This window comes from Streptomyces sp. NPDC048277, from assembly GCF_040652235.1.
Taxonomy (GTDB): domain Bacteria; phylum Actinomycetota; class Actinomycetes; order Streptomycetales; family Streptomycetaceae; genus Streptomyces.
Genome location: NZ_JBEZLQ010000019.1, coordinates 172,424 through 192,186, shown reverse-complemented (window position 1 = coordinate 192,186; position 19,763 = coordinate 172,424). Strand labels below are relative to the sequence as shown.

At 72.9% G+C, this 19,763-nt stretch carries 11 protein-coding genes and 1 pseudogene; all 12 read left to right on the top strand.

Features of this window, described 5'->3' with window-relative positions; genetic code table 11:
* Positions 1-2: 2 nt before the first annotated feature.
* Positions 3-1,034 (top strand): TauD/TfdA family dioxygenase, encoded by a 1,032-nt coding sequence (locus AB0D85_RS34975; RefSeq protein WP_362329086.1) that lies wholly within the window; start codon positions 3-5, stop codon positions 1,032-1,034.
* Positions 1,035-1,145: 111 nt separating this feature from the next.
* On the top strand, positions 1,146-2,234 hold the full coding sequence (locus AB0D85_RS34970; protein ID WP_362329084.1) for a helix-turn-helix transcriptional regulator: 1,089 nt from the start codon (positions 1,146-1,148) through the stop codon (positions 2,232-2,234).
* A 221-nt stretch (positions 2,235-2,455) separates the two neighbouring features.
* Positions 2,456-4,297: an amino acid adenylation domain-containing protein gene (locus tag AB0D85_RS34965; protein WP_362329082.1), complete on the top strand. Its 1,842-nt coding sequence runs from the start codon at positions 2,456-2,458 to the stop codon at positions 4,295-4,297.
* An 11-nt stretch (positions 4,298-4,308) separates the two neighbouring features.
* A complete protein-coding gene (locus AB0D85_RS34960; RefSeq protein WP_362329080.1) occupies positions 4,309-5,253 on the top strand; it encodes a chlorinating enzyme in 945 nt (314 codons plus the stop codon).
* Position 5,254: 1 nt separating this feature from the next.
* On the top strand, positions 5,255-6,547 hold the full coding sequence (locus tag AB0D85_RS34955) for an alpha/beta hydrolase (protein WP_362329078.1): 1,293 nt from the start codon (positions 5,255-5,257) through the stop codon (positions 6,545-6,547).
* Positions 6,544-7,620 (top strand): SDR family oxidoreductase, encoded by a 1,077-nt coding sequence (locus AB0D85_RS34950; protein WP_362329076.1) that lies wholly within the window; start codon positions 6,544-6,546, stop codon positions 7,618-7,620. Before AB0D85_RS34955 ends, AB0D85_RS34950 begins: the two co-directional genes overlap by 4 nt.
* A gap of 39 nt (positions 7,621-7,659) precedes the next feature.
* Positions 7,660-8,739: an alpha/beta fold hydrolase gene (locus AB0D85_RS34945; RefSeq protein WP_362329074.1), complete on the top strand. Its 1,080-nt coding sequence runs from the start codon at positions 7,660-7,662 to the stop codon at positions 8,737-8,739.
* A 3-nt stretch (positions 8,740-8,742) separates the two neighbouring features.
* Positions 8,743-9,006 (top strand): MbtH family protein, encoded by a 264-nt coding sequence (locus AB0D85_RS34940; protein ID WP_362329072.1) that lies wholly within the window; start codon positions 8,743-8,745, stop codon positions 9,004-9,006.
* Complete coding sequence (locus tag AB0D85_RS34935) at positions 9,003-17,510, top strand: amino acid adenylation domain-containing protein (protein WP_362329070.1); 8,508 nt, start codon at positions 9,003-9,005, stop codon at positions 17,508-17,510. Before AB0D85_RS34940 ends, AB0D85_RS34935 begins: the two co-directional genes overlap by 4 nt.
* Entirely contained in the window at positions 17,507-18,805 is a 1,299-nt protein-coding gene (locus tag AB0D85_RS34930; protein WP_362329068.1) for an MFS transporter, read from the top strand. The genes AB0D85_RS34935 and AB0D85_RS34930 overlap by 4 nt, the downstream gene beginning before the upstream one ends.
* A complete protein-coding gene (locus AB0D85_RS34925; RefSeq protein WP_362329066.1) occupies positions 18,802-19,482 on the top strand; it encodes a hypothetical protein in 681 nt (226 codons plus the stop codon). The genes AB0D85_RS34930 and AB0D85_RS34925 overlap by 4 nt, the downstream gene beginning before the upstream one ends.
* 32 nt (positions 19,483-19,514) lie before the next feature.
* Positions 19,515-19,763, top strand: a pseudogene (locus AB0D85_RS34920) (hypothetical protein); the annotation flags it as partial.

The window sequence follows — 19,763 nt, the reverse complement described above, 5'->3', positions numbered from 1 at the left end:
AGATGAGCATCCTCGCCGACAGCGTTCCTCGTGTCGACGCGCCGCAGACCTTCGCCAGGATCGCGCTGTCCGACCGGGCGCGGGACGAACTGGGCGCCGGACTGGCCGAGTCGGGCGACCCCGGTGCCGACATCGACCGGTCGATGACCCGTTATCTGCAGATCTTCGCCGGACTTCCTACAGAAACGCTTCAGCAGATCCTCGACTTCGGCCGGCACGTGGACACCGCGGGGGTCGCCCTGGTCGACAACCTGCCGGTGGACGCGTACCTGCCCGACACCCCCTCGGACGGCGGCCCGTCCCGGAGCAAGCCGACCTTCGTCGCCGAGGGCGTGCTGCTAGGCCTGAGCGGGCTGATCGGCGAGCCGATGGGCGTACTGACCGAGAAGGCCGGACAGCTCGTCCACGACGTGATCCCCGTCCAGGGCGGCGCGAAGACCCAGACCAACGAGGGGTCGGAGGTCTTCCTCAACTTCCACAGCGACATCATGTACGACGCGATCGGCCGCTACGACATAGCCAACCCCGACTTCCTGGTGCTGAGCTGCCTGCGCGCCGACCACGAGGGCGTCGCCGCCACCCACTACGCCGACGCCCGCGACATCTCGGCGGCGCTCGCCCCCGGGACCCTGGAGACGCTCCGCTCCCCGCTGTTCCGGCTCAACGCGCCCGGCAGTTACACCCGCAGGGTGGCGGGCGGCGCGGAGGTGCTCTCGGAACCGGTGTCGCTGATCAGCGGCAGCGACGAGTACCCGGAGATCGCCATCTCGGCCAACGGCGTCCACCCGCTGACCAGCGGTGCGAGCGCCGCCCTCGAACGGCTCCAGGAGGTCTGCGGGGAGGTGGCGCACGGGGTGCGGCTCCGCCCGGGCCAGGCGCTGCTCATCAACAACCGCAAGGGAGTGCACGCCCGCACCACGTTCACGGCCCGCTACGACGGCCGGGACCGCTGGCTGCAGCGCACCTACGTACGGCGCAGCCTGTGGAGCGTCCGCTACCGGGTGACCCCGGAGAACCGCCGCGTGCACTACTGAGCGGGCGGCCGGCCCGGCCCACCGCGCGGCCGGCCCCGGTACAGATCCTTCCGTGCGGAACTGGAGTGGTGTGTCGTGTCAGGCAGGGACTCGCAAGAGGCACGGGGGAACGTGCCGACGCAGACGGAACCCGGTGACGGGGAACGGACGGAACAAACGGAACAAGGGGAGCAGGCCGGTCGGAGGGAGCGGGGGGCCGACCCCGTTCTCTCCTCCCTCGCTGCGCTGATCGGCCAGGACGAGACCTGTGTGGACGTGTACCGGCTCGTGATCGCGGAGCCCGACTGGGGAGCGGCCCGGATCGCCCGGGAGCTCGGCCTCCCGGAGCCGGAGGTGCGCTCCGCGCTCGACCGGCTGGCCCGGCTCCGTATGCTCGACCGCGCGGGCGGCGCCGCCGCCGACGTGGCGGCCATCAGCCCCGAGCTGGGCCTGGCCGCGCACATCCGGCGCCGCGAGTCCGAAATCCTGAGCCAGCAGCGCGAGCTGGCCGCCATGCAGGCGTACATCGCCGAACTCGGCGCGCTCTACGCGGCGCAGCGGGCCGGTCACGGCACCCAGGGCATGGAGCTCCTGGAGGGGCCGGGCGAGGTCCGGGCGCACCTGTCCGAGGCGGCCCGCACCGCCCGCAGCGAACTCCTGGCGTTCCTGCCCGGCGGTGCGCAGAGCCCCGAGGCCCTGGAGGCCAGCCGCCCGCTGGACGAGTGGAGCCTGCGCGCCGGGGTGCGGCTGCGGACCGTCTTCCTGGACAGCGTCCGCAACGACCGGTCGACCACCGAGTACGCGCACTGGCTCGCCGGACTCGGCGGCGAGGTCCGGACGATCCCCTCGCTGCCGGCCCGGATGCTGATCGCCGACCGGACGACCGCGCTGCTGCCGCTCAGCCCGGAGGACGGCCGGGGCGGGGCGGTCGTGCTGCGCACACCCGGGGTGATCGACGCCCTGCTCGCCCTGTTCGACCTGGTCTGGGAGCAGGCGGTGCCCTTCGGGGCGGCCCGCCAGCCGGCCGTCGAGGGGCCGTCGCAACAGGAGCTGGAGCTGCTGCGGCTGCTGGAGCGCGGACTCACCGACGAGGGCGCCGGGCGCAAACTGGGCCTCTCACTGCGGACCACCCGGCGCATGATGTCCGGGATCTGCTCCCGCCTCGGCGCCCGCAGCCGCTTCGAGGTGGGCGTCCTCGCGGAACGGGCGGGGTGGCTGTGAGCACCCGCCGAAATTCCCGGAATTCCGTTCGGAATGGGTGATCGCGCCTATCGGTTTTCCTGAACCGCTTTCCCCCGATGGACACTTGGCGCCATTGCACCTTGCTGCCAGAAGTCGCCCCTTGAGCTGGTGCGAAGGTATCTGAGACCTTTTTGGGGAAGGTCGGTGAAGTCGAATTCCGAACTCTCGATCCATATCGTGAACCGTTACCGGAAAGGTCTATGTCCGTGAATCCTGGCGCGAATTCCACCCTGCACGAGAACTTCGAACGCGTCGCCCGCCGGTACCCGGAGTCCGTGGCGGTCACCGACGCCCACGGCGACCTCACCTACCGCGAACTCGACGCCCGCGCCGGGCGCCTCGCGGCCGTCCTCGCCGCGGCCGGCGCCGGCCGGGACCGGCGGGTGGGCCTGTGCGTCGAGCGCGGCCGCGACCTGATCGTGGGCATGCTCGGCATCCTCAAGGCGGGCGCCGGCTATGTCCCCGTCGACCCGGCCTACCCGGCGGAGCGCCGTGACTTCGTCTTCGGCCAGTGCGACTCGGGCCTCGTCGTCACCGGCGCGGACACCGCGGACCTGGTCACCGGCGCGCGGGCGGTGCCGGTCGACGCCGAACCCGCCGACGGCGACACGGTGCCGACCGCGGCCACGGACGCCGCCGGGCTCGCCTATGTGATCTTCACGTCCGGTTCGTCCGGCGCCCCCAAGGGCGTGCAGATCGAACACCGCAACGTGGTGCGGCTGTTCACCGCCACCAGCGAGGTGTTCGGCTTCGACGAGACCGACGTGTGGGCCGGCTTCCACTCGGCCGCCTTCGACTTCTCCGTCTGGGAGATCTGGGGCGCCCTGCTGCACGGCGGCCGGCTGGTCGTCGTACCCCGGGACACCGCACGCGACCCGCGCGCCTTCCACGAGCTGCTGCGCCGCGAGCGCGTCACCGTCCTCAACCAGACCCCGTCCGCCTTCCGCAACCTCGCCAACGCCGACGCGGAGACCGGCGCCGAGACCGACACCGCCGCCTCCGGACTCGCCCTGCGGTACGTCGTGTTCGGCGGCGAGAAGCTGGACCACCGGACGCTCGCTCCGTGGGCCGCCCGCCATGGCCTGGACAGTCCCGCGCTGATCAACATGTACGGGATCACGGAGACCACCGTCCATGTCACCTGGCGGCGCGTCGAGGAGGCGGACCTGGCCGGCGAGGGCCCCAGCCCGATCGGCGTCCCCCTCTCCGACCTGCGCATCGACGTCGTCGGCGAGGACGGGCGGTCGCTGCCGCCGGGCGCGGAGGGCGTGCTGTACGTGGCCGGCGCCGGACTCGCCCGCGGCTACCTGGACCACCCGGAGCTCACCGCCGAGCGCTTCTTCGAGCGCACCGCCGCCGACGGCACCACCGAACGCTGGTACAACTCCGGCGACCTGGGCATCCAGGTGAGCCCCGGCGAGTACGCCTACGTCGGCCGTGCCGACCGCCAGCTGAAGATCCGCGGCTACCGGATCGAGCCCGGCGAGATCGAGGCCTGCCTCAGGAAGCACCCGGCCGTCCGCGACGCCGTCGTCACCGCGGCCGACTTCGGCGGCGGCGACCCCCGCCTGGTCGCCTACCCGGTGACCGACGCCGACCCGGAGACCCTCGCCGCCGAGCTGCGCGCCGAGGTCGCCCGCTCCCTGCCGTACTACATGGCCCCGTCGCTGTACCTGTGCATCGAGGAGATCCCGGTCACCGTCAACGGCAAGCTCGACCAGGCCGTCCTCGGCAAGCTCCTGGACGCCCGCCTCGCCGAGACCCGGGAGACCCGCGACGCGGCGGGCACGGAGACCGCCGCCGAGGCGTCGGTCGAGGAGACGCTGCGGACGATCTGGTCCGAACTCCTCGGCGTGGAGGGCCTCAAGGACACCGACGAGTTCTTCGACCTCGGCGGCACCTCCTTCTCGCTCATCCACATGCTGCAGACCGTCAACACGAGGTTCGAGCTCTCGCTCAACATCTCGACCCTCAGCAAGGGCGCCAACCTCGGCGTCCTCAGCGCCGCCGTCAACCGCCAGCTCGCCGCCGTATCCCGCTAGGAGCCCCCGGAATGACCACCACCCTGCCCGAGACGGGCCAGTCGTTCGCACTCTCCGAGGAGGAGCTCCGGCGCTTCCACCAGCAGGGCTTCATCGGCCCGTTCACCCTCTACGAACCCGACGAGATGCGGGAGATCTGGCGCACCACCCGCCTGGAACTGCTCGACCGCTCGGACGCCGTCTACCCCGCCGAGGACGCCGTCTCCGGCGCCACCAACATCGCCAACTACGACCGCCACCTGGACCACGACTTCCTCGCCTCGCACATCGGCCGCCGCGAGATCGTCGACCGGGTGGCGAGCATCCTGGGCCCGGACGTCATCTGCTGGCGCACCGAGTTCTTCCCCAAGCACCCCGGTGACGAGGGCACCGACTGGCACCAGGCCGACACCTTCGCCAACGCCTCCGGCAAGCCGCAGATCCTGTGGCCCGAGGACTCCGGCTTCGGCGGCACCATCACCGTCTGGTCCGCGTTCACCGAGGCGTCCACGGAGAACGGCTGCCTCCAGTTCATCCCCGGCACCCACCGGACGATGTTCTACGACGAGACCAAGAAGATGCACTACGACCCCGAGAAGATCAACGCGGTCGACAAGGACGGCATCCGCCGCGGCTTCTTCGGCTACGACTACCGCGAGCTCCAGAAGGACCCGGACTGGACGCCGGACGAGGACGCGGCCGTCGCCCAGATCATGCGGCCGGGCCAGTTCATCGTCTTCTGGTCCACCCTGATGCACGCCTCCTACCCGCACCTCGGCCACACCAACGACATGCGGATGGGCTTCGCCTCCCGCTACGTCCCCTCCAGCGTCCACGTCTACCCGGACAGCGACCACATCGAGGAGTACGGCGGCCGGATCAGCCTGGAGAAGTACGGCAGCGTCCTGGTCAACGGCGAGAACCGCCGGCCCGGCAACCGCATGGTCACCGAGACCACGCGCGGAAAGACGTTCTGACATGGCCGGCACCGAGCACCCGGCCGACGGCGGTGCCGGCGGCACGGCGCTCGCCGCGCTGCTGACCGTCCTCGACCTGGCCCAGCCGCTGCTGACCGCGGCCGACGGCACCCTGCGGGTGTTCCCCACCGACGAGGCCGAGGCCGCCGCCCTCGACGCGCGGGCGGTGGCCCGGTGCGACGAGGTGCTGGCCCGGCTCGGTGCCGCCCACGGGCTCACCGCGCCCCGGTTCACGGCGCCCGCGCCGGACACCCCGTCCAGCCTGGAGGTCGCCCTCAGCAACCTCTGCGACCTGGAACTCGGCGGACCCGGCGCCTGGCGGGCGCTCGCGGACGCGTCGGCCGGGGCGCCGGGGTCCGTGCGCTCCGGCGCCGCCGCCCTCCCGGGAGCCCACCGGGTGACCGCCCCCGGACTGCCCGCCTTCGACAGCTACGCGGTCGGCGACCCCGGCGACGAGGCGATCGTCCTGGTACCGCCCTGCGGAGTCCCGGCCACCCTCTTCGCCCCCTGGCTCGACCGGCTCTCCGCCCGCCACCGGGTCGTCACCTACGAGAACCCCTATCTCTTCGGCGACTGGGCGTCCCTGCCCACCCCGAGCGGCGACTTCGCCGAGGAGATCGCCCAGACCCTCGCCGTCGTCGAGGAGTACGGCCCCGGTCCGGTGCACCTGATCGGCGTCTGCGGCGGAGCCCCGGTGGCACTGGCCGCGGCGGCCCGGCTCGGCGACCGGGCCGGCTCGCTGACGATGCTCCACCCGGACCTCAACTTCGGCCCCGGCGCCACCCGCACCCCGTTCCAGACCCAGTTCCAGGGACTGCTCGCCGGCGCGGGCAGAAACCCGGCGCGGGCCCGCGAGGTGCTCACCATGTTCCTCGACCCCAACATGCTCTTCGGTGTACCGGTCCGCCTCGCACCGTTCGTGCTCTACCCCTACGGGAACCTCGAACTCTTCCACCGCTACGCGAGGCTGAACGACGCGCTGATGGCCTACGACGCGAACGACGCGGCGCACCGCACCGCCGCCCGCACGCTGATCGTCACCAGCCGCACCGACCGGATGACCCCCCCGGACACCGCACGCCACCTGCACGCACTGGTGCCGGGCAGCACGCTGGAGGAGCGGCCGACCGGCAGCCACCACGACATCCTCTTCCCGGACGACGAGATGTTCGCGCTGCTCCAGTCCTTCGTCGACGAGGCGACGACCCGCACCGGCGCCGCCACGACCGCACCCGCGCCTTCCGCACCGGCCTCCGCCCCGGCTCCGGCCCTGACCGTCGGGAGCCCACCGTGAACACACCGACGACGGTCTCGCCCCCCGCGGCCCGGCCGACGACGGCCCGGTCGGCAGCGGGCCTGCCACCCGCCGGAGATCTGCCACCCATCGGGGACCCTTCGGCAGCGGATCTGCCACCCACCGGGGACCTGTCGGCGGCGGCTCAGTCGGCAGCGGGCCTGCTGCCCGCCGGGGATCTGCCGGCAGCGGCTCGGTCGGCAGCGGATCTGCTGCCCGCCGGGGACCGACCGGGCGCGGCGGCGGGGGCCGCGGACCCGGAGGCCGCCGGGGCACCGGGGGTGAGGCCCGCCGTCGGCGGACCGGAGGTGAGGCCCGCCGCCGGGGGTCCGGCCGATGTGCCTCCGGCCGAGCGCGTCGTCGTGGTCACGCACGCGACGCTCTACGCAGGGCCGGGCGCGGTCGGTGCGCTCGGTGCCGCCGGGTTCACCGTCGTGTGCCACGACCAGACCTTCACGGACCCGGAGCACCGGGAGAAGTTCGAGGCCGCTCACCCATCGGCCGTGGCCTGCCCGGCCCGTACCCCGGCCGGGGCGGTGACCTGGGCGATCCGGCGGTACGGCCGCCTGGACGCGGTGATCAGCAACGACGTCTACCCCGGCAAGTACCTCCCGGTGGAGCAGGCGGACGTGACCGAGTTGCGGGCCGCCGCCGAGGCGCTCCTGGTCGCCCCGGTCGCCGTGGTCGCCAAGGCGGCCGCCCAGATGAAACGGCAGGGCCACGGCCGTATCGTCCTGGTCACCTCGGCGGCCCCCGTCCGCCCCGAGGCCGGTTTCTCCTACTACAGCTCGCTGCGCGCCGCGTCCTCCGCGTTCGCGCGCGCGGCCGCCCGTGAACTCGCGGCGCACTACGTCACGGTGAACGCCGTGGCCCCCAACTTCCTGGAGAGCGAGACCTATTACCCCGAGGAGGCCTGGGGCACCGAGGACGGCAAGGAGAGGCTGCGCGGTCTGCTGCCGATCGGACGGCTCGGCACCGCCCGCGAGATCGGCAACCTGATCGTCTTCCTCACCTCCGGCCGCGCCGACTTCGTCACCGGCGAGGTCGTCGGCTTCACCGGCGGCTGGGCCTGACCGAGCCCGGACCCACACGACACGAAAGGAACGCGCGCTGTGAGTACGCGACAGACGACCCTCCTGGAACCGGGGACCGCCTCGGAGCCGACCCTGGTCCAGCAGATCCTGCTGGACATCTGGCGCACCACGCTCGACCGGGACGTCACCGTCTCCGACGACTTCTTCGAGACCGGCGGCGACTCGCTGCTCGCCCTGGTCACCATCGAGCAGATCAACCAGCGGCTCGGCTGGACCCTCAACATGGGCGACCTGCTGCGGTTCCGCTCCATCGAGGGCCTGACCTCGAACAAGGCGCAGCCCCAGGCCGCCAACGGCGAACGCGCCGTCATCCGGATGAGCAACCAGGGCGCCCGCACCCCGATCGTCTTCCTGCACGCCGGCATCGGCATGGTCGACGGCTATGCCCGCCTGGTCCGGCTGCTGGGCGCCGACCGCGGCTGCTACGGCCTCCAGTCGCCGCTGCTGATGGCCACCGGCAACCGCGCCGTGCCCGACACCATGGAGGGCATCGCGGAGCTCTACGCCGACCTGCTGGAGGACGAGTTCGGCGAGGACGAGTTCCACCTGGTCGGCGCCTGCGCCGGCGGGGCGATCGCCCTGGAGCTGACCCGGCTGGCCGAGGAGCGCGGGCTCGGGCTGCGCCGTACCGTCGCCATCGACGGCTACCTGGACGTGCACTCCACCGGTGAACCCGACGCCCAGGAACTCCTCGTCCAGTTCCGCGAGGACATCATCCGGGTCTCCGGGGCGTCCGGCGCCTTCCCGGCCGTCGCGCCCGCCGACCTCGACGAGGACACCGCCATCCGGGACGCCTCGGCCGCGGTCTTCGGCGCAGCCAAGGCCGACGACCGGGCCGCCAACGCCTTCGCCCGCCGCATCTACGAGGCGCACCGCCTCTACGCCCGCGCCCTCACCGCCTACCGTCCCGAACCCGTCGACACGGACCTGCTGCTCCTGCTGGCCAGGGACAACTTCACGCTGGACGACTGGCGTTCGGCGGTGCGCGGTGAACTCACGGCCGAGGTCATGGAGTCGGAGTCGTACGGCCTGAAGCTGTGCGTCACCGACGCCGAGACCCTCGCGGCCCGTATCGAAGACTTCGTGGGCGGGGAGTGAGCCATGAGCACGAGCAGCAGCACCCATCCGTTCGAGGACGAGTCGGCCGTCTACCGTGTCCTGGCCAACGCCGAGGGCCAGTACTCGCTCTGGCCCGACTTCGCCGCCGTACCCGCGGGCTGGGACACCGTGCACGGCCCCGGCACCCGGGCGGCCTGCGTGGCCCACATCGACGAGCGCTGGACCGCCATGGCGGCGGCCGGAGGCGGGGCCGGCACGGACACGGTTCCGGCGGGTCCGGCACGGGAGAAGGTCCGCGTCTCATGACCGTCCAGCTGACCCGCACCGCGCACCTCACGGCCGACGACACCGGCCCGCTGGCCCCCTGGCCGGGGGGCCTCGTCGCGCGTTTCGAGGCACAGGCCGCGCGCACCCCCGACGCCCCGGCCCTGGTGTCGGGGGAGACCACGCTCACCTACCGGGAGGTCAACGACCGCGCCAACCGGGTCGCGCACCGGCTCATCGCCCTCGGCGTCGGCCCCGAGGACACCGTCGCCGTGGCGCTGCCGCCGTCGCCCGCGCTGGTGTACGGGCTGCTCGGCACCCTCAAGTCCGGCGCCTCCTACCTGCCGCTCGACCCGGGCTACCCGGCCGACCGGCTCGCCTACATGGTCGCCGACGCCGGCCCCCGGGCCCTCGTCACCACCCCGGAGACGGACGCGGCTCTCGACGGCGTCGGCGGCGCGCTGCCCCGCCTCCACCTGGGGGAGAACGAGTCCTCCGACGGTCCCGCCCCCGGCAACCCGGTGGGCCGCTGCCACGGCCTCGACCAGGCGGCGTACACGATCTACACCTCGGGCTCGACCGGCCGCCCCAAGGGCGTGGTCGTCACCCACCGCTCACTGGCGAACTTCCTCGCCTTCATGGCCTCGCTCCACGAGGTCGGCCCCCGCGACGTGGTGCTGTCCACCACCCCCGTCTCCTTCGACATCGCGGGCCTCGAACTCCATCTGCCGCTCGCCAGCGGGGCGTTGCTCCACCTGGTCCCGCGGGACGTCACGGTGGACGGCGTCGCGCTGCGCCGCCGGCTCACCACCGCCCGCCCCACCCTGGTCCAGGGCACCCCGGCCCTGTGGCAGCTGCTGCGCGAGGCCGGCTGGGACCCGCGCGAGCTGCCCGCGGGCACCCGGCTGCTGTGCGGCGGCGAGGCGCTGCCGCAGGACCTGGCCGACTTCCTCGCCGCCGACGGCCACGCCGAGGTGTGGAACCTCTACGGCCCCACCGAGACCACCATCTGGTCGCTGCTCTCCCCGGTGCGGACCGGTGAGCCGGTCTCCATCGGAACGCCCCTGTGGAACACCGGCGTTCACGTGCTCGACGAGCGCCTCGCCCCCGTGCCCCCGGGCGGGAGCGGCGAGCTGTACCTGTCCGGCGAGGGCCTGGCCCGCGGCTACCACCGCAGGCCCGCGCTCACCGCCGAACGGTTCGTCGCCTGCCCGTTCGGCTCCCCGGGCGGCCGGATGTACCGCACGGGCGACGTCGTACGCCAACACGCGGACGGCCGGCTGGAGTTCGTCGGCCGCGCCGACGAACAGGTCAAGATCCGCGGCTACCGCGTCGAACTCGGCGAGATCGAGGAGGCGTTGCGCCGGCTCCCCGAGGTGGCGCAGGCCCGCGTGGTGGCCCGCGAGGAGGCCCCGGGCGCGCCGCACCTCGCCGGATACGTGGTGCCCGCCGCCGGACACACCCCCCAACCGGCCAACCTGCGAGCCGCGTTGGGCGACTGGCTGCCCGCGCACATGGTCCCGGCCGGGATCGCGGTGCTCGACCGCTTCCCGCTCACCCCCGCCGGGAAGGTCGACCGCAAGGCGCTGCCACCGATCGACTTCACCCGCTCCTCGCCGTCCGGGCGCGCCCCGGCCACCGAGCACGAGCGTGCCCTGGCCGTCCTCTTCGGCGAGGTACTGGGCATCGACACCGTCGGCGCCGACGACGGCTTCTTCGACCTCGGCGGCAACTCGCTCCTCGCCACCCGTCTGGTGGCCCGGATCCGCGCCGGACTCGCCGCCGAACTCCCCATCCGCGCCGTCTTCGAGGACCGTACGGTCGCCGCCCTCGCCCGCCGCCTCGCCGGCGCCGGACGGGCCCGCCCCGCCCCGCGCCGGATGGAACGCGGCCCGCGCGTCCCGCTCTCCTACGCCCAGCAGCGGCTCTGGTTCCTGCACCGCCTGGAGGGCCCCAGCGCCACCTACAACCTGCCCGTCGCCGTCCGCCTGACGGGCGGCGAGCCGGACCTGGCGGCCCTGCGCGCCGCCGTACGGCACCTGGTCGCCCGCCACGAGAGCCTGCGCACGTACTTCGCGGACGGACCGGACGGCGCCGAACAGGTCGTGGTGCCCGCCGCGGCGGCGGACGTCGACCTCGCCGTCCACGACGTGACCCCCGAGGCGCTGCCCGCCGCCCTGGACCGCGCCGCGGCCCACCTCTTCGACCTGGCGGCGGAGATCCCCGCCCGCTTCGACCTGTTCCGCACCGGCGACCACGACCACGTCCTGCTGCTGTGCATCCACCACATCGCCAGCGACGGCTGGTCCCTGGCCCCCCTGGTCCGCGACCTGTGCGAGGCCTACGCCGCCCACCTCGACGGCACCGCGCCCGAGAGCTCCGCTCCGGACGTGGGGTACGTCGACTACACCCTCTGGCAGCGGGACGTCCTCGGCTCCCCGGACGACCCGGACAGCCCCATGTCCCGGCAGCTCGCCTACTGGCGGGACCGGCTCGCGGGCGCCCCCGAGCTCCTCGACCTGCCCACCGACCGCCCCCGCCCGGCGGAGGCCACCTACCGCGGTGACGTGGTCCCCTTCGAGGTGCCGGCCGGGCTCACCGACCGGCTGCTCGCCCTCGCCCGGCAGGAGCGGGTCAGCCTCTTCATGGTCCTGCAGGCCGCCGCGGCCACCCTGCTGACCAAGCTCGGCGCGGGCACCGACATCCCGCTGGGCTCCCCGCTCGCCGGACGCGCCGACAGCGCCTTCGACGACCTCGTGGGCTTCTTCGTCAACACCCTGGTGCTGCGCACCGACACCTCCGGCAACCCCTCCTTCACCGACCTGCTGGCCCGCGTCAGCACCGGCAACCTCGCCGCCTACGACCACCAGGACCTGCCCTTCGAGTACCTGGTCGAGGTCCTCAACCCGGCCCGCACCACCAGCCACCACCCGCTCTTCCAGGTGATGCTGGTGCTGCAGAACAACGTGGCCCCCGACTGGCGGCTGCCCGGACTCACCGCCGCCCACGAGACGGTGCCCACCCACACCGCCAAGTTCGACCTGACCTTCGAGCTGACCGAGCGCTTCGACGCGGCCGGCCGCCCCGACGGACTGCGCGGCGAGGTCGAGTACGCCACCGACCTGTTCGACCGCGCCACCGCCGCCGACTTCGCCGAACGGCTGCTGCGCGTCCTCGAAGCCGTCGCCGACGACCCGCGGCGCTCCCTCGCCTCCATCGACGTCCTCGGCGAACGCGAACGCGAACGGATCCTGCGGGACTGGAACGACACCGCCGTCGGCCTCCCCGACGCCACCTACCCCGACCTGCTCGCCGAACAGGTCGCCCGCACCCCCGACGCCGTCGCCCTGGTCCACGAGGACACCGAGCTCACCTTCGCCGAACTCGACCGGCGCTCCAGCCGGATCGCCCACTGGCTGATCGCCCGGGGCGTCGGCCGGGACGACGTGGTCGGGCTCTCGCTGCGCCGCTCCCCGGAGCTGCTCTGCGCGCTGCTCGGCATCCTCAAGGCGGGCGGTGTCTACCTGCCGCTCGACCCGGACTACCCGCCGGAGCGGCTCGGCTTCATGGTCGAGGACACCCGCCCCGCCCTCCTCCTCACCACCGGCGAGGTCGCCGCCAAGCTGCCCGAGGACGCCCGTGCCGTCCCGCGCCTGGAGTTCGACGACCCGGCCGCCCCGGCCGAACTCGACCGGATGCCCGCCACCGCCCCCACGGACGCCGACCGGCGCCTCCCGCTCCGCCTCGACGACCTCGCCTACGTCATCTACACCTCCGGCTCCACCGGCCGCCCCAAGGGCGTCGCCGTCACCCACCGGGGCATCCCCAACCTGGCCCGCGGCTACCTCGACCGCTTCCGCATCGACGGCACGTCCCGCTTCCTGCAGTTCTCCTCGATCAACTTCGACCCGACGTTCTGCGAGATGTGCTGCACCCTGCTCGCCGGGGCGACGGTGATCCTCACCTCCCCCGACGAACTGCTCTCCCCGGACCGGCAGCGCGCCCTGATGGCCCGTCACCACCCCACCCACATCACCTTCTCGCCGACGATCCTGGGCGGCATGGCCGAGGACGCCCTCGCCGACTGCGGCAACCTGATGGTCGCCGGCGAGGCGTGCCCGCCCGCCCTGGCCGCCAAGTGGTCGCGCGGCCGCCGCATGATCAACGCGTACGGTCCGACGGAGACCACCGTCGACGCCCTCTACTGGGAGTGCGGCTCCGGCGGCGACGGCTACGAGACCGACTCGGTCCCGATCGGCCGCCCGCTGCCCAACACCCGCGTCCACGTCCTCGACCAGGCACTGCAACCGGTGCCGCCGGGCGTCGTCGGCGAGCTCTACATCAGCGGCGCCGGCCTCGCCCGCGGCTACCTCAACCGGCCGGGCCTGACCGCGGAGCGCTTCGTGGCCTGCCCGTTCGGACCCGAGGGGTCCCGGATGTACCGCACCGGCGACCTCGTCCGCCGGCGGCCGGACGGAGTCGTCGACTTCGTGGGCCGCGCCGACGACCAGGTGAAGATCCGCGGCATGCGCATCGAACCGGGCGAGATCGAGGCGGTCCTCGACACCCACACGGGCGTGGCCCAGTCGGTGGTCGTGGTCCGCGAGGACACCCCGGGACACCAGCAGCTCATCGGCTACGTCGTCCCCGACACGGTCACGGGCGGACCCGGCGCCGCGGACGACATCGAGCACGTCGACCGCTGGCAGGAGATCCACGAACAGGGCTACAGCGAACAGCAGGACCTGGGCGGCGAACAGGACTTCACCGGCTGGAACAGCAGTTACGACAACGAGCCCATCCCTCTCGACCACATGCGGGAGTGGCAGGCCGCGACCGTCGACCGCATCCTGGAACTCCGCCCCCGCCGGGTGCTGGAGATCGGCGTCGGCTCCGGCCTCATCCTCTACCGGGTCGCCCCGCACGTGACCGCGTACACCGGCGTCGACTTCTCGCCCTCACTCATCCAGACCCTCGGCGCGAGCGTCGAACGCACCGAACTGCGCGACCGGGTGACCCTGCACAGCCTGGCCGCCCACGAGGTGGGCGAACTGGCCGGGTCCCGCTTCGACACGATCGTCGTCAACTCGGTGGCGCAGTACTTCCCCAGCGTCCGCTACCTCCTCGACGTGCTCCGCGCGGCCATGGACCTCCTGGAGCCCGGCGGCCGGATCTTCCTCGGCGACATCCGCAACTTCCGTCTGCTGCGCGCCTTCCTCACCGCGATCACCCTGCACAACGGCGCCCACGCAGGCGAAACCCTCGCCGCGGTACGGGACATGGTGTCCCACCTCGACGACCTGGAGAGCGAACTCCTCCTCGACCCGGCCTTCTTCGCCCGGATAGCGGAGGAGGTCCCGGACGTCGCGGGCGTCGACATCCGCCTCAAGCGCGGTCGGCTGAACAACGAACTGACCGACTACCGCTACGAGGTGGTGCTGCACAAGCGGGGCGCGCGACCGCTCTCCCTGGCCGGGGCACCCGAGCTGCCGTGGTCCGCACCGGCCGCACTGAAGACCACGCTCACCGAAGAGAAACCCGAACTCCTCCGCGTCACCGGCATCCCCAACCGCCGGGTGGCCGCAGAGGTGGCGACCGACCGAAGGGTGACCTCAGGAGCGGCGACCCTGGTGAGCGACCTGGGCACAGACGCGCCCCATAGGGGCGCGGGGAACTGCGCGACCAGCCACGACGCCGCCGCAGACGACCGACGGCAACGCCCCGGCATCTGCCCGGAGGAACTCGCGGAACTCGGCGCCGAGTTCGGCTACACCGTCCACACCACCTGGTCCGACGCCCCCGGCGCGAACGAGGACCTCTTCGACGCCCTGTTCCTCGCACCGAAGGCGACCGCACAGGCCGAACAGGCGGGCCTGACCGACGTGTTCACGGCCGAAGGCCCCCGCACCGACCTCCCCCTCCACGAACTCGCCAACGACCCCCAGTCCGTGGACCACGCCCGCGCGCTCGGCCAGGAACTCCGCCGGCACGCGGCCCAGCGGCTCCCGGACCACATGGTCCCCGCGGCCGTCGTCGTCCTCGACCGCCTGCCGCTCACCCCCAACGGCAAGCTCGACACCCGGCGGCTGCCCGCGCCGGACTTCACCTCACGGACGGTACGCCCGCCCCGCACCCCGCGGGAGGCCACGCTGGCCGGGCTGTTCGCCGAGGTGCTCGGTCTCGACGCGGTCGGTGTGGACGACCGCTTCTTCGACCTCGGCGGCGACAGCATCCGCTCCATCCAGCTGGTCAGCCGGGCCCGTGCGGAGGGCTTCCTGATCAGCCCGCGCGACGTGTTCCGCGACCAGACGGTCGAGGCCCTCGTCGCCCGCGCCGCCGAGGCGGCCGAGGCACCCGACCCGGCCGCCGTGGCCGCCGCCGAACTGGACGACTGGCTCAGGATCCTCGAAACCCCCGACCCGGAGTACCCCCCGCTGGGAGAAGCTCCGGGACCGGACAGCGGGCGACCGGGCGTGCTCGACCGCACGGTCACCGGCGACCTCGCCGGCGCACTGCTGCGGGACCTCCCCGCGATGTTCCGCTGCGGCCCCGAGCACATCGCGCTCGCCGCCCTCGCACCCGCGATCGTCGAGTGGCGCCGGGACCGGGTCGCGGACGTCCGCTCGGCGCTGCGTATCGACATCGCCACCGGCGCGTCCGGGACGCCGTACCCGGTGCGGCTCTCCCCGGGCCTCGCCGACCTCGGCAAGGCCCTGGGGGACCCGAAGTCGCTGGCCCGCGCGGTCAAACGGGTCAAGGAACAGATCCGTACGGTCCCGGCCGGCGGCGCCAACTACCGTGCGCTGCTCACCGGTCCGGAGACGGGACAGCATCTCTCCCGGTACCCCGGCTCCCAGGCCCGCTTTCGCTTCCTGCCACCGGAGTCCGCCGAGTCCGCCGAGTCCGCCGAGGCCACCGAGGCCACCGAGTCCACCGAGGCAGCCGAGGCCACCGAGTCCACCGAGTCCACCGAGGCCGCCGACGACAACGCATACGCCCTCCGCGTCGACATTCGCCCGAGTGCCGACGGCGCCACCGCGGCCGTCCGCTGGCGGTGGGACCCGTCCCGGTTCGGCACGGCCGGGGTCGCCGCCCTCGCCGACCGCTGGGCCGAGGTGCTGTCCGGACTCGGCGGCCTCGCCGGCCACCCGGAACTCGGCGGCCTCACCCCCTCGGACGTGGGCCTGGTCGCCCTCAAACAGTCCGCGCTGAGCGCCCTCGAATCCGACTACCCGGGCCTGACCGACGTCCTCCCCGTCGCCCCGCTCCAGCAGGGCCTGGTCCTGCACGCGGCCGGCATCCCGGAGGGACCGGACCCGTACCAGGGCCAGTCCCTCTTCGACCTGGCCGGACCGCTGGACGAGCGGCGCCTGCGGGAGGCGGCGCACACCCTGCTGATGCGGCACGACAACCTCCGCGCCGGGTTCGTCCACCGCGGCCTGGAGACACCCGTGCAGGTGGTCCGGGACCGCGTGGACGTACCGTGGCGGGTGCACGACCTGTCCGGCCTGACCCCCGCCGAGCAGGAGGAACGGACGGCGGCCGCCCTCGCCGAGGACGCGGCGCTCCGCTTCGACCTCGCGCACCCCCCGCTGCTGCGGTTCACCCTCCTGCGGTACTCCGCCACCCGGCACACGCTGCTCGTCGCCGACCACCACATCCTCCTCGACGGCTGGTCCACCCCCCTGGTCTGGGACGAACTGTTCGCCCTCTACCGGGGCGAGCAGCCCGGACCCGTCACCCCCTTCCGGGAGTACCTGGCCTGGCTGGCGGGGCAGGACCGGGCGGCGGCCGCCGACGCCTGGCGCGGCTACCTGGCCGGGGTCCCGGCACCGACCAGGGCCGGGGACGCGCCACCGGAGCCGGGCGTGCTGCCGCACACCACCGGCCTGCTGCTCTCCGAGGAGCTGACCGCCGCGCTGGGCCGCGCCGCCGCCGGGGCCGGGGTCACCCTGAACACCGCGCTGCAGACCGCCTGGGGCCTGCTCCTCGGCCGCCTCACCGGCCGTGACGACGTGCTGTTCGGTACGACCGTCTCGGAGCGCCCGGCGGAGATCGCCGGCATCGAGACCATGGTCGGCCTGCTGATCAACACCGTGCCGCTGCGGGTCCGCCGGGTCCCGGGCGAGCCGGTCCCGGCCACCCTGGCCCGGGTGCAGGAGGAGCAGCTGGAGATGTTCCCGCACCGGCACCTGGGGCTCACCGAGGTGCAGCGGCTGGCGGGCGCCGGCGAACTCTTCGACACGTACTACGTCTTCCAGAACTACCCGGACCCCCCGGACCAGGACGGCCGGGCCGACGGGCCGGACGCGCTGCGGGTCACCGAGCGCACCCACAGCGCCAAGGGCGTCTCGCACTTCCCGCTGGGCATCACGGTGATCCCGGGCGAGCGGATCGAGATCCTCTTCGGCCACCATCCCGGGCTGTTCGACGACGCCCGGATGGCGGAGATCAAGAAGTCCCTCGTGGACATCGTCGAGACGGTCGCGGCCGCCGGCCGCGACGGCACCGCCCCTCACACACCCCCCACGGAAGGCCTCTCATGAAAGACCTGCTGACGATGGTCAGGGGGCTGCCGCCCGCCGTGCGGATCCTGCTGCTCTGCGCCATGGCCCGGTCGCTGAGCTTCTTCGCGATCCTCGCCTACATGCCCATCTTCCTGCACGACCAGGCCGGCATGGGCGGCGCGACCGTCGGCTATGTCCTGGGCGCCGCCCTCCTGGTCGGCACGGTCGCCAGCGTCTACGGCGGCTACCTCGCCGACCGGTTCACCAAGGTCGACCTGATGATCGCCCTCGACGGCGTCCTCGTCCTGGTCTACCTCACGCTGCCGGCGTTCCACGGCCCGCTCACGGTGCTCGCCCTGCTGCTGGTGGCGAACACCGCCTCCTCCTCCATGGGGGTCACCGCCAACGCGCTCCTCGCCGACCTGGTCCCCTCGGAGCAGCGGGCGAAGGTGTTCTCGCTGCGGTACTCGCTGCAGAACATCGGTGCGGCCGTCGGCCCGTTCCTGGGCGTCGCGTCCGTCGCCGCGAGCTCCGGCGGGCCGTTCCTGCTCGCGGCCGGTGTCATCGTCGTCGCGCTCCTCCCGCTGATCGTCTTCCGGAGCCGCTTCACGGCGGCCGCTGCCGGCGGCACCACCACGGAGCGGGAGTCGGACCCGGAGCTGGAGTCGGAGTCGGAGGAGAAGCTCAACTTCCGTGAGGTGCTGCGGGTGATGCGGGCCGACCGCGCGCTCCTCTGGTTCACCCTGGGCGGCATCCTCAGCATCGTCGTCTACGGCCCGCTGCTGACCTTCATGTCGCAGTACCTGGTCATGGTGGAGAGCCGCGACACCGCCTACCAGCTTGTCGCCTACATCTCGGCGGCCAACGCGGTTGTGGTCATCTCCACCCAGTACCTCGTCGGCAGCAGGCTCAAGGACAACACCCTGATGCGCTGGCTGACCTGGGGCACCGCGGCGTTCGTGGTCGGCCTCATCGCCATGTCCCTCTCGACGCAGGCCGTGCTGCTGGTCGCCGCCGTCGCCCTGTTCACCCTCGGCGAGGTGATCGTGGTGCCCGCCGAGTACATGTTCATCGACTCGATCGCGCCGAGCCGGCTGCGCGGCAGCTACTTCGGCGCCCAGAACCTCGTCCACGTCGGGGTGGCGATCGGCCCGGTCCTCTGCGGGTTCCTGCTCGAACACTTCGCTCCGGCGGTCATGTTCTACGCCCTCGTCGCCGTCGTGATCGCCGGCTGGTGGTTCTACGCCATCGGCTGCCGGGCCGCGGCCGCGGCCTCCACCACGGCCTCGGCCCCGACCGCGCCGGCCAAAGGGAAGGCAGTGAGCGAAGTATGAGCTTCGACGAGATCTCCGAGCGCACGTACTGCCCGTTCGCCAGGGCGTCGAAGATGGGCCCGCCCGTCACCGTCACCACCGGCGACTTCGAGACAGAGCTGCGCGGGCACCGGGACACCGTCGCCGAGTTCTTCCGCACCGCCCGGGACAACGCCTACGACGGCATGATCATCACCTTCGAGGACCCCTCCGCCGGCGACACCCTCGACGCCCTGGTCGACCTGACCCGCCGCTTCTACCGGACGCTCGCCGAGCTCTATCCGACCGTCTACTTCCAGGACGAACCGGACCCCGACGAGCCCTGGTACGCGATGATCGAGGGGGAGCGGTTCTTCGTGGTCTCCTTCGCCCCCTGCTATCCGCCCGAGTCGCCCCGCCACACCTACGGCGACCCGCGCACCTACGTCCTGCTCCAGCCGGCCAGCACCTTCGAGCGGAACGCGGCGGCCATCGACCGGCGCCGCGAACGCATCCACCACGCCTTCACGGCCGTCGGCAAGCCGTACGACGCCCACCTGGCCAACGTGGAGAACGACATGTTCAAGTCGGTCATGCCCATCGACCCGATCGACCGTCACATCCCTTGGTGGGACGAGGCCTGGAAGGAGCGGCGCGAGGGCGCCGGCAGCGCGCAGGATGGGAGAGGCGGGGCTGTGGCGCCCCGCCCCGCCGCCTGACAGCAGTCCCACCGCACGAGGGAGCAACCCCGTTGAGCACCAACAGCCCGTCCCCGGACCAGGCGTCCGATCCGCTCGCGGCCTACGGCTGGGACGCGGCCTGGGCGGCCGAGTTCGCCCCGTACGCCGCCGAGGGCCTGGTCCCGGGACGGGTCGCACGAGTCGACCGCGGCCGCTGCGAGATCGTGATCGCACCCGCCCCGGCCCCCCGCCGGGCTCCCACCGACGCACCGACCCCCTTACGGGCCGACACCGGGGCTTCTGCCGACGGCGCGGCTGCT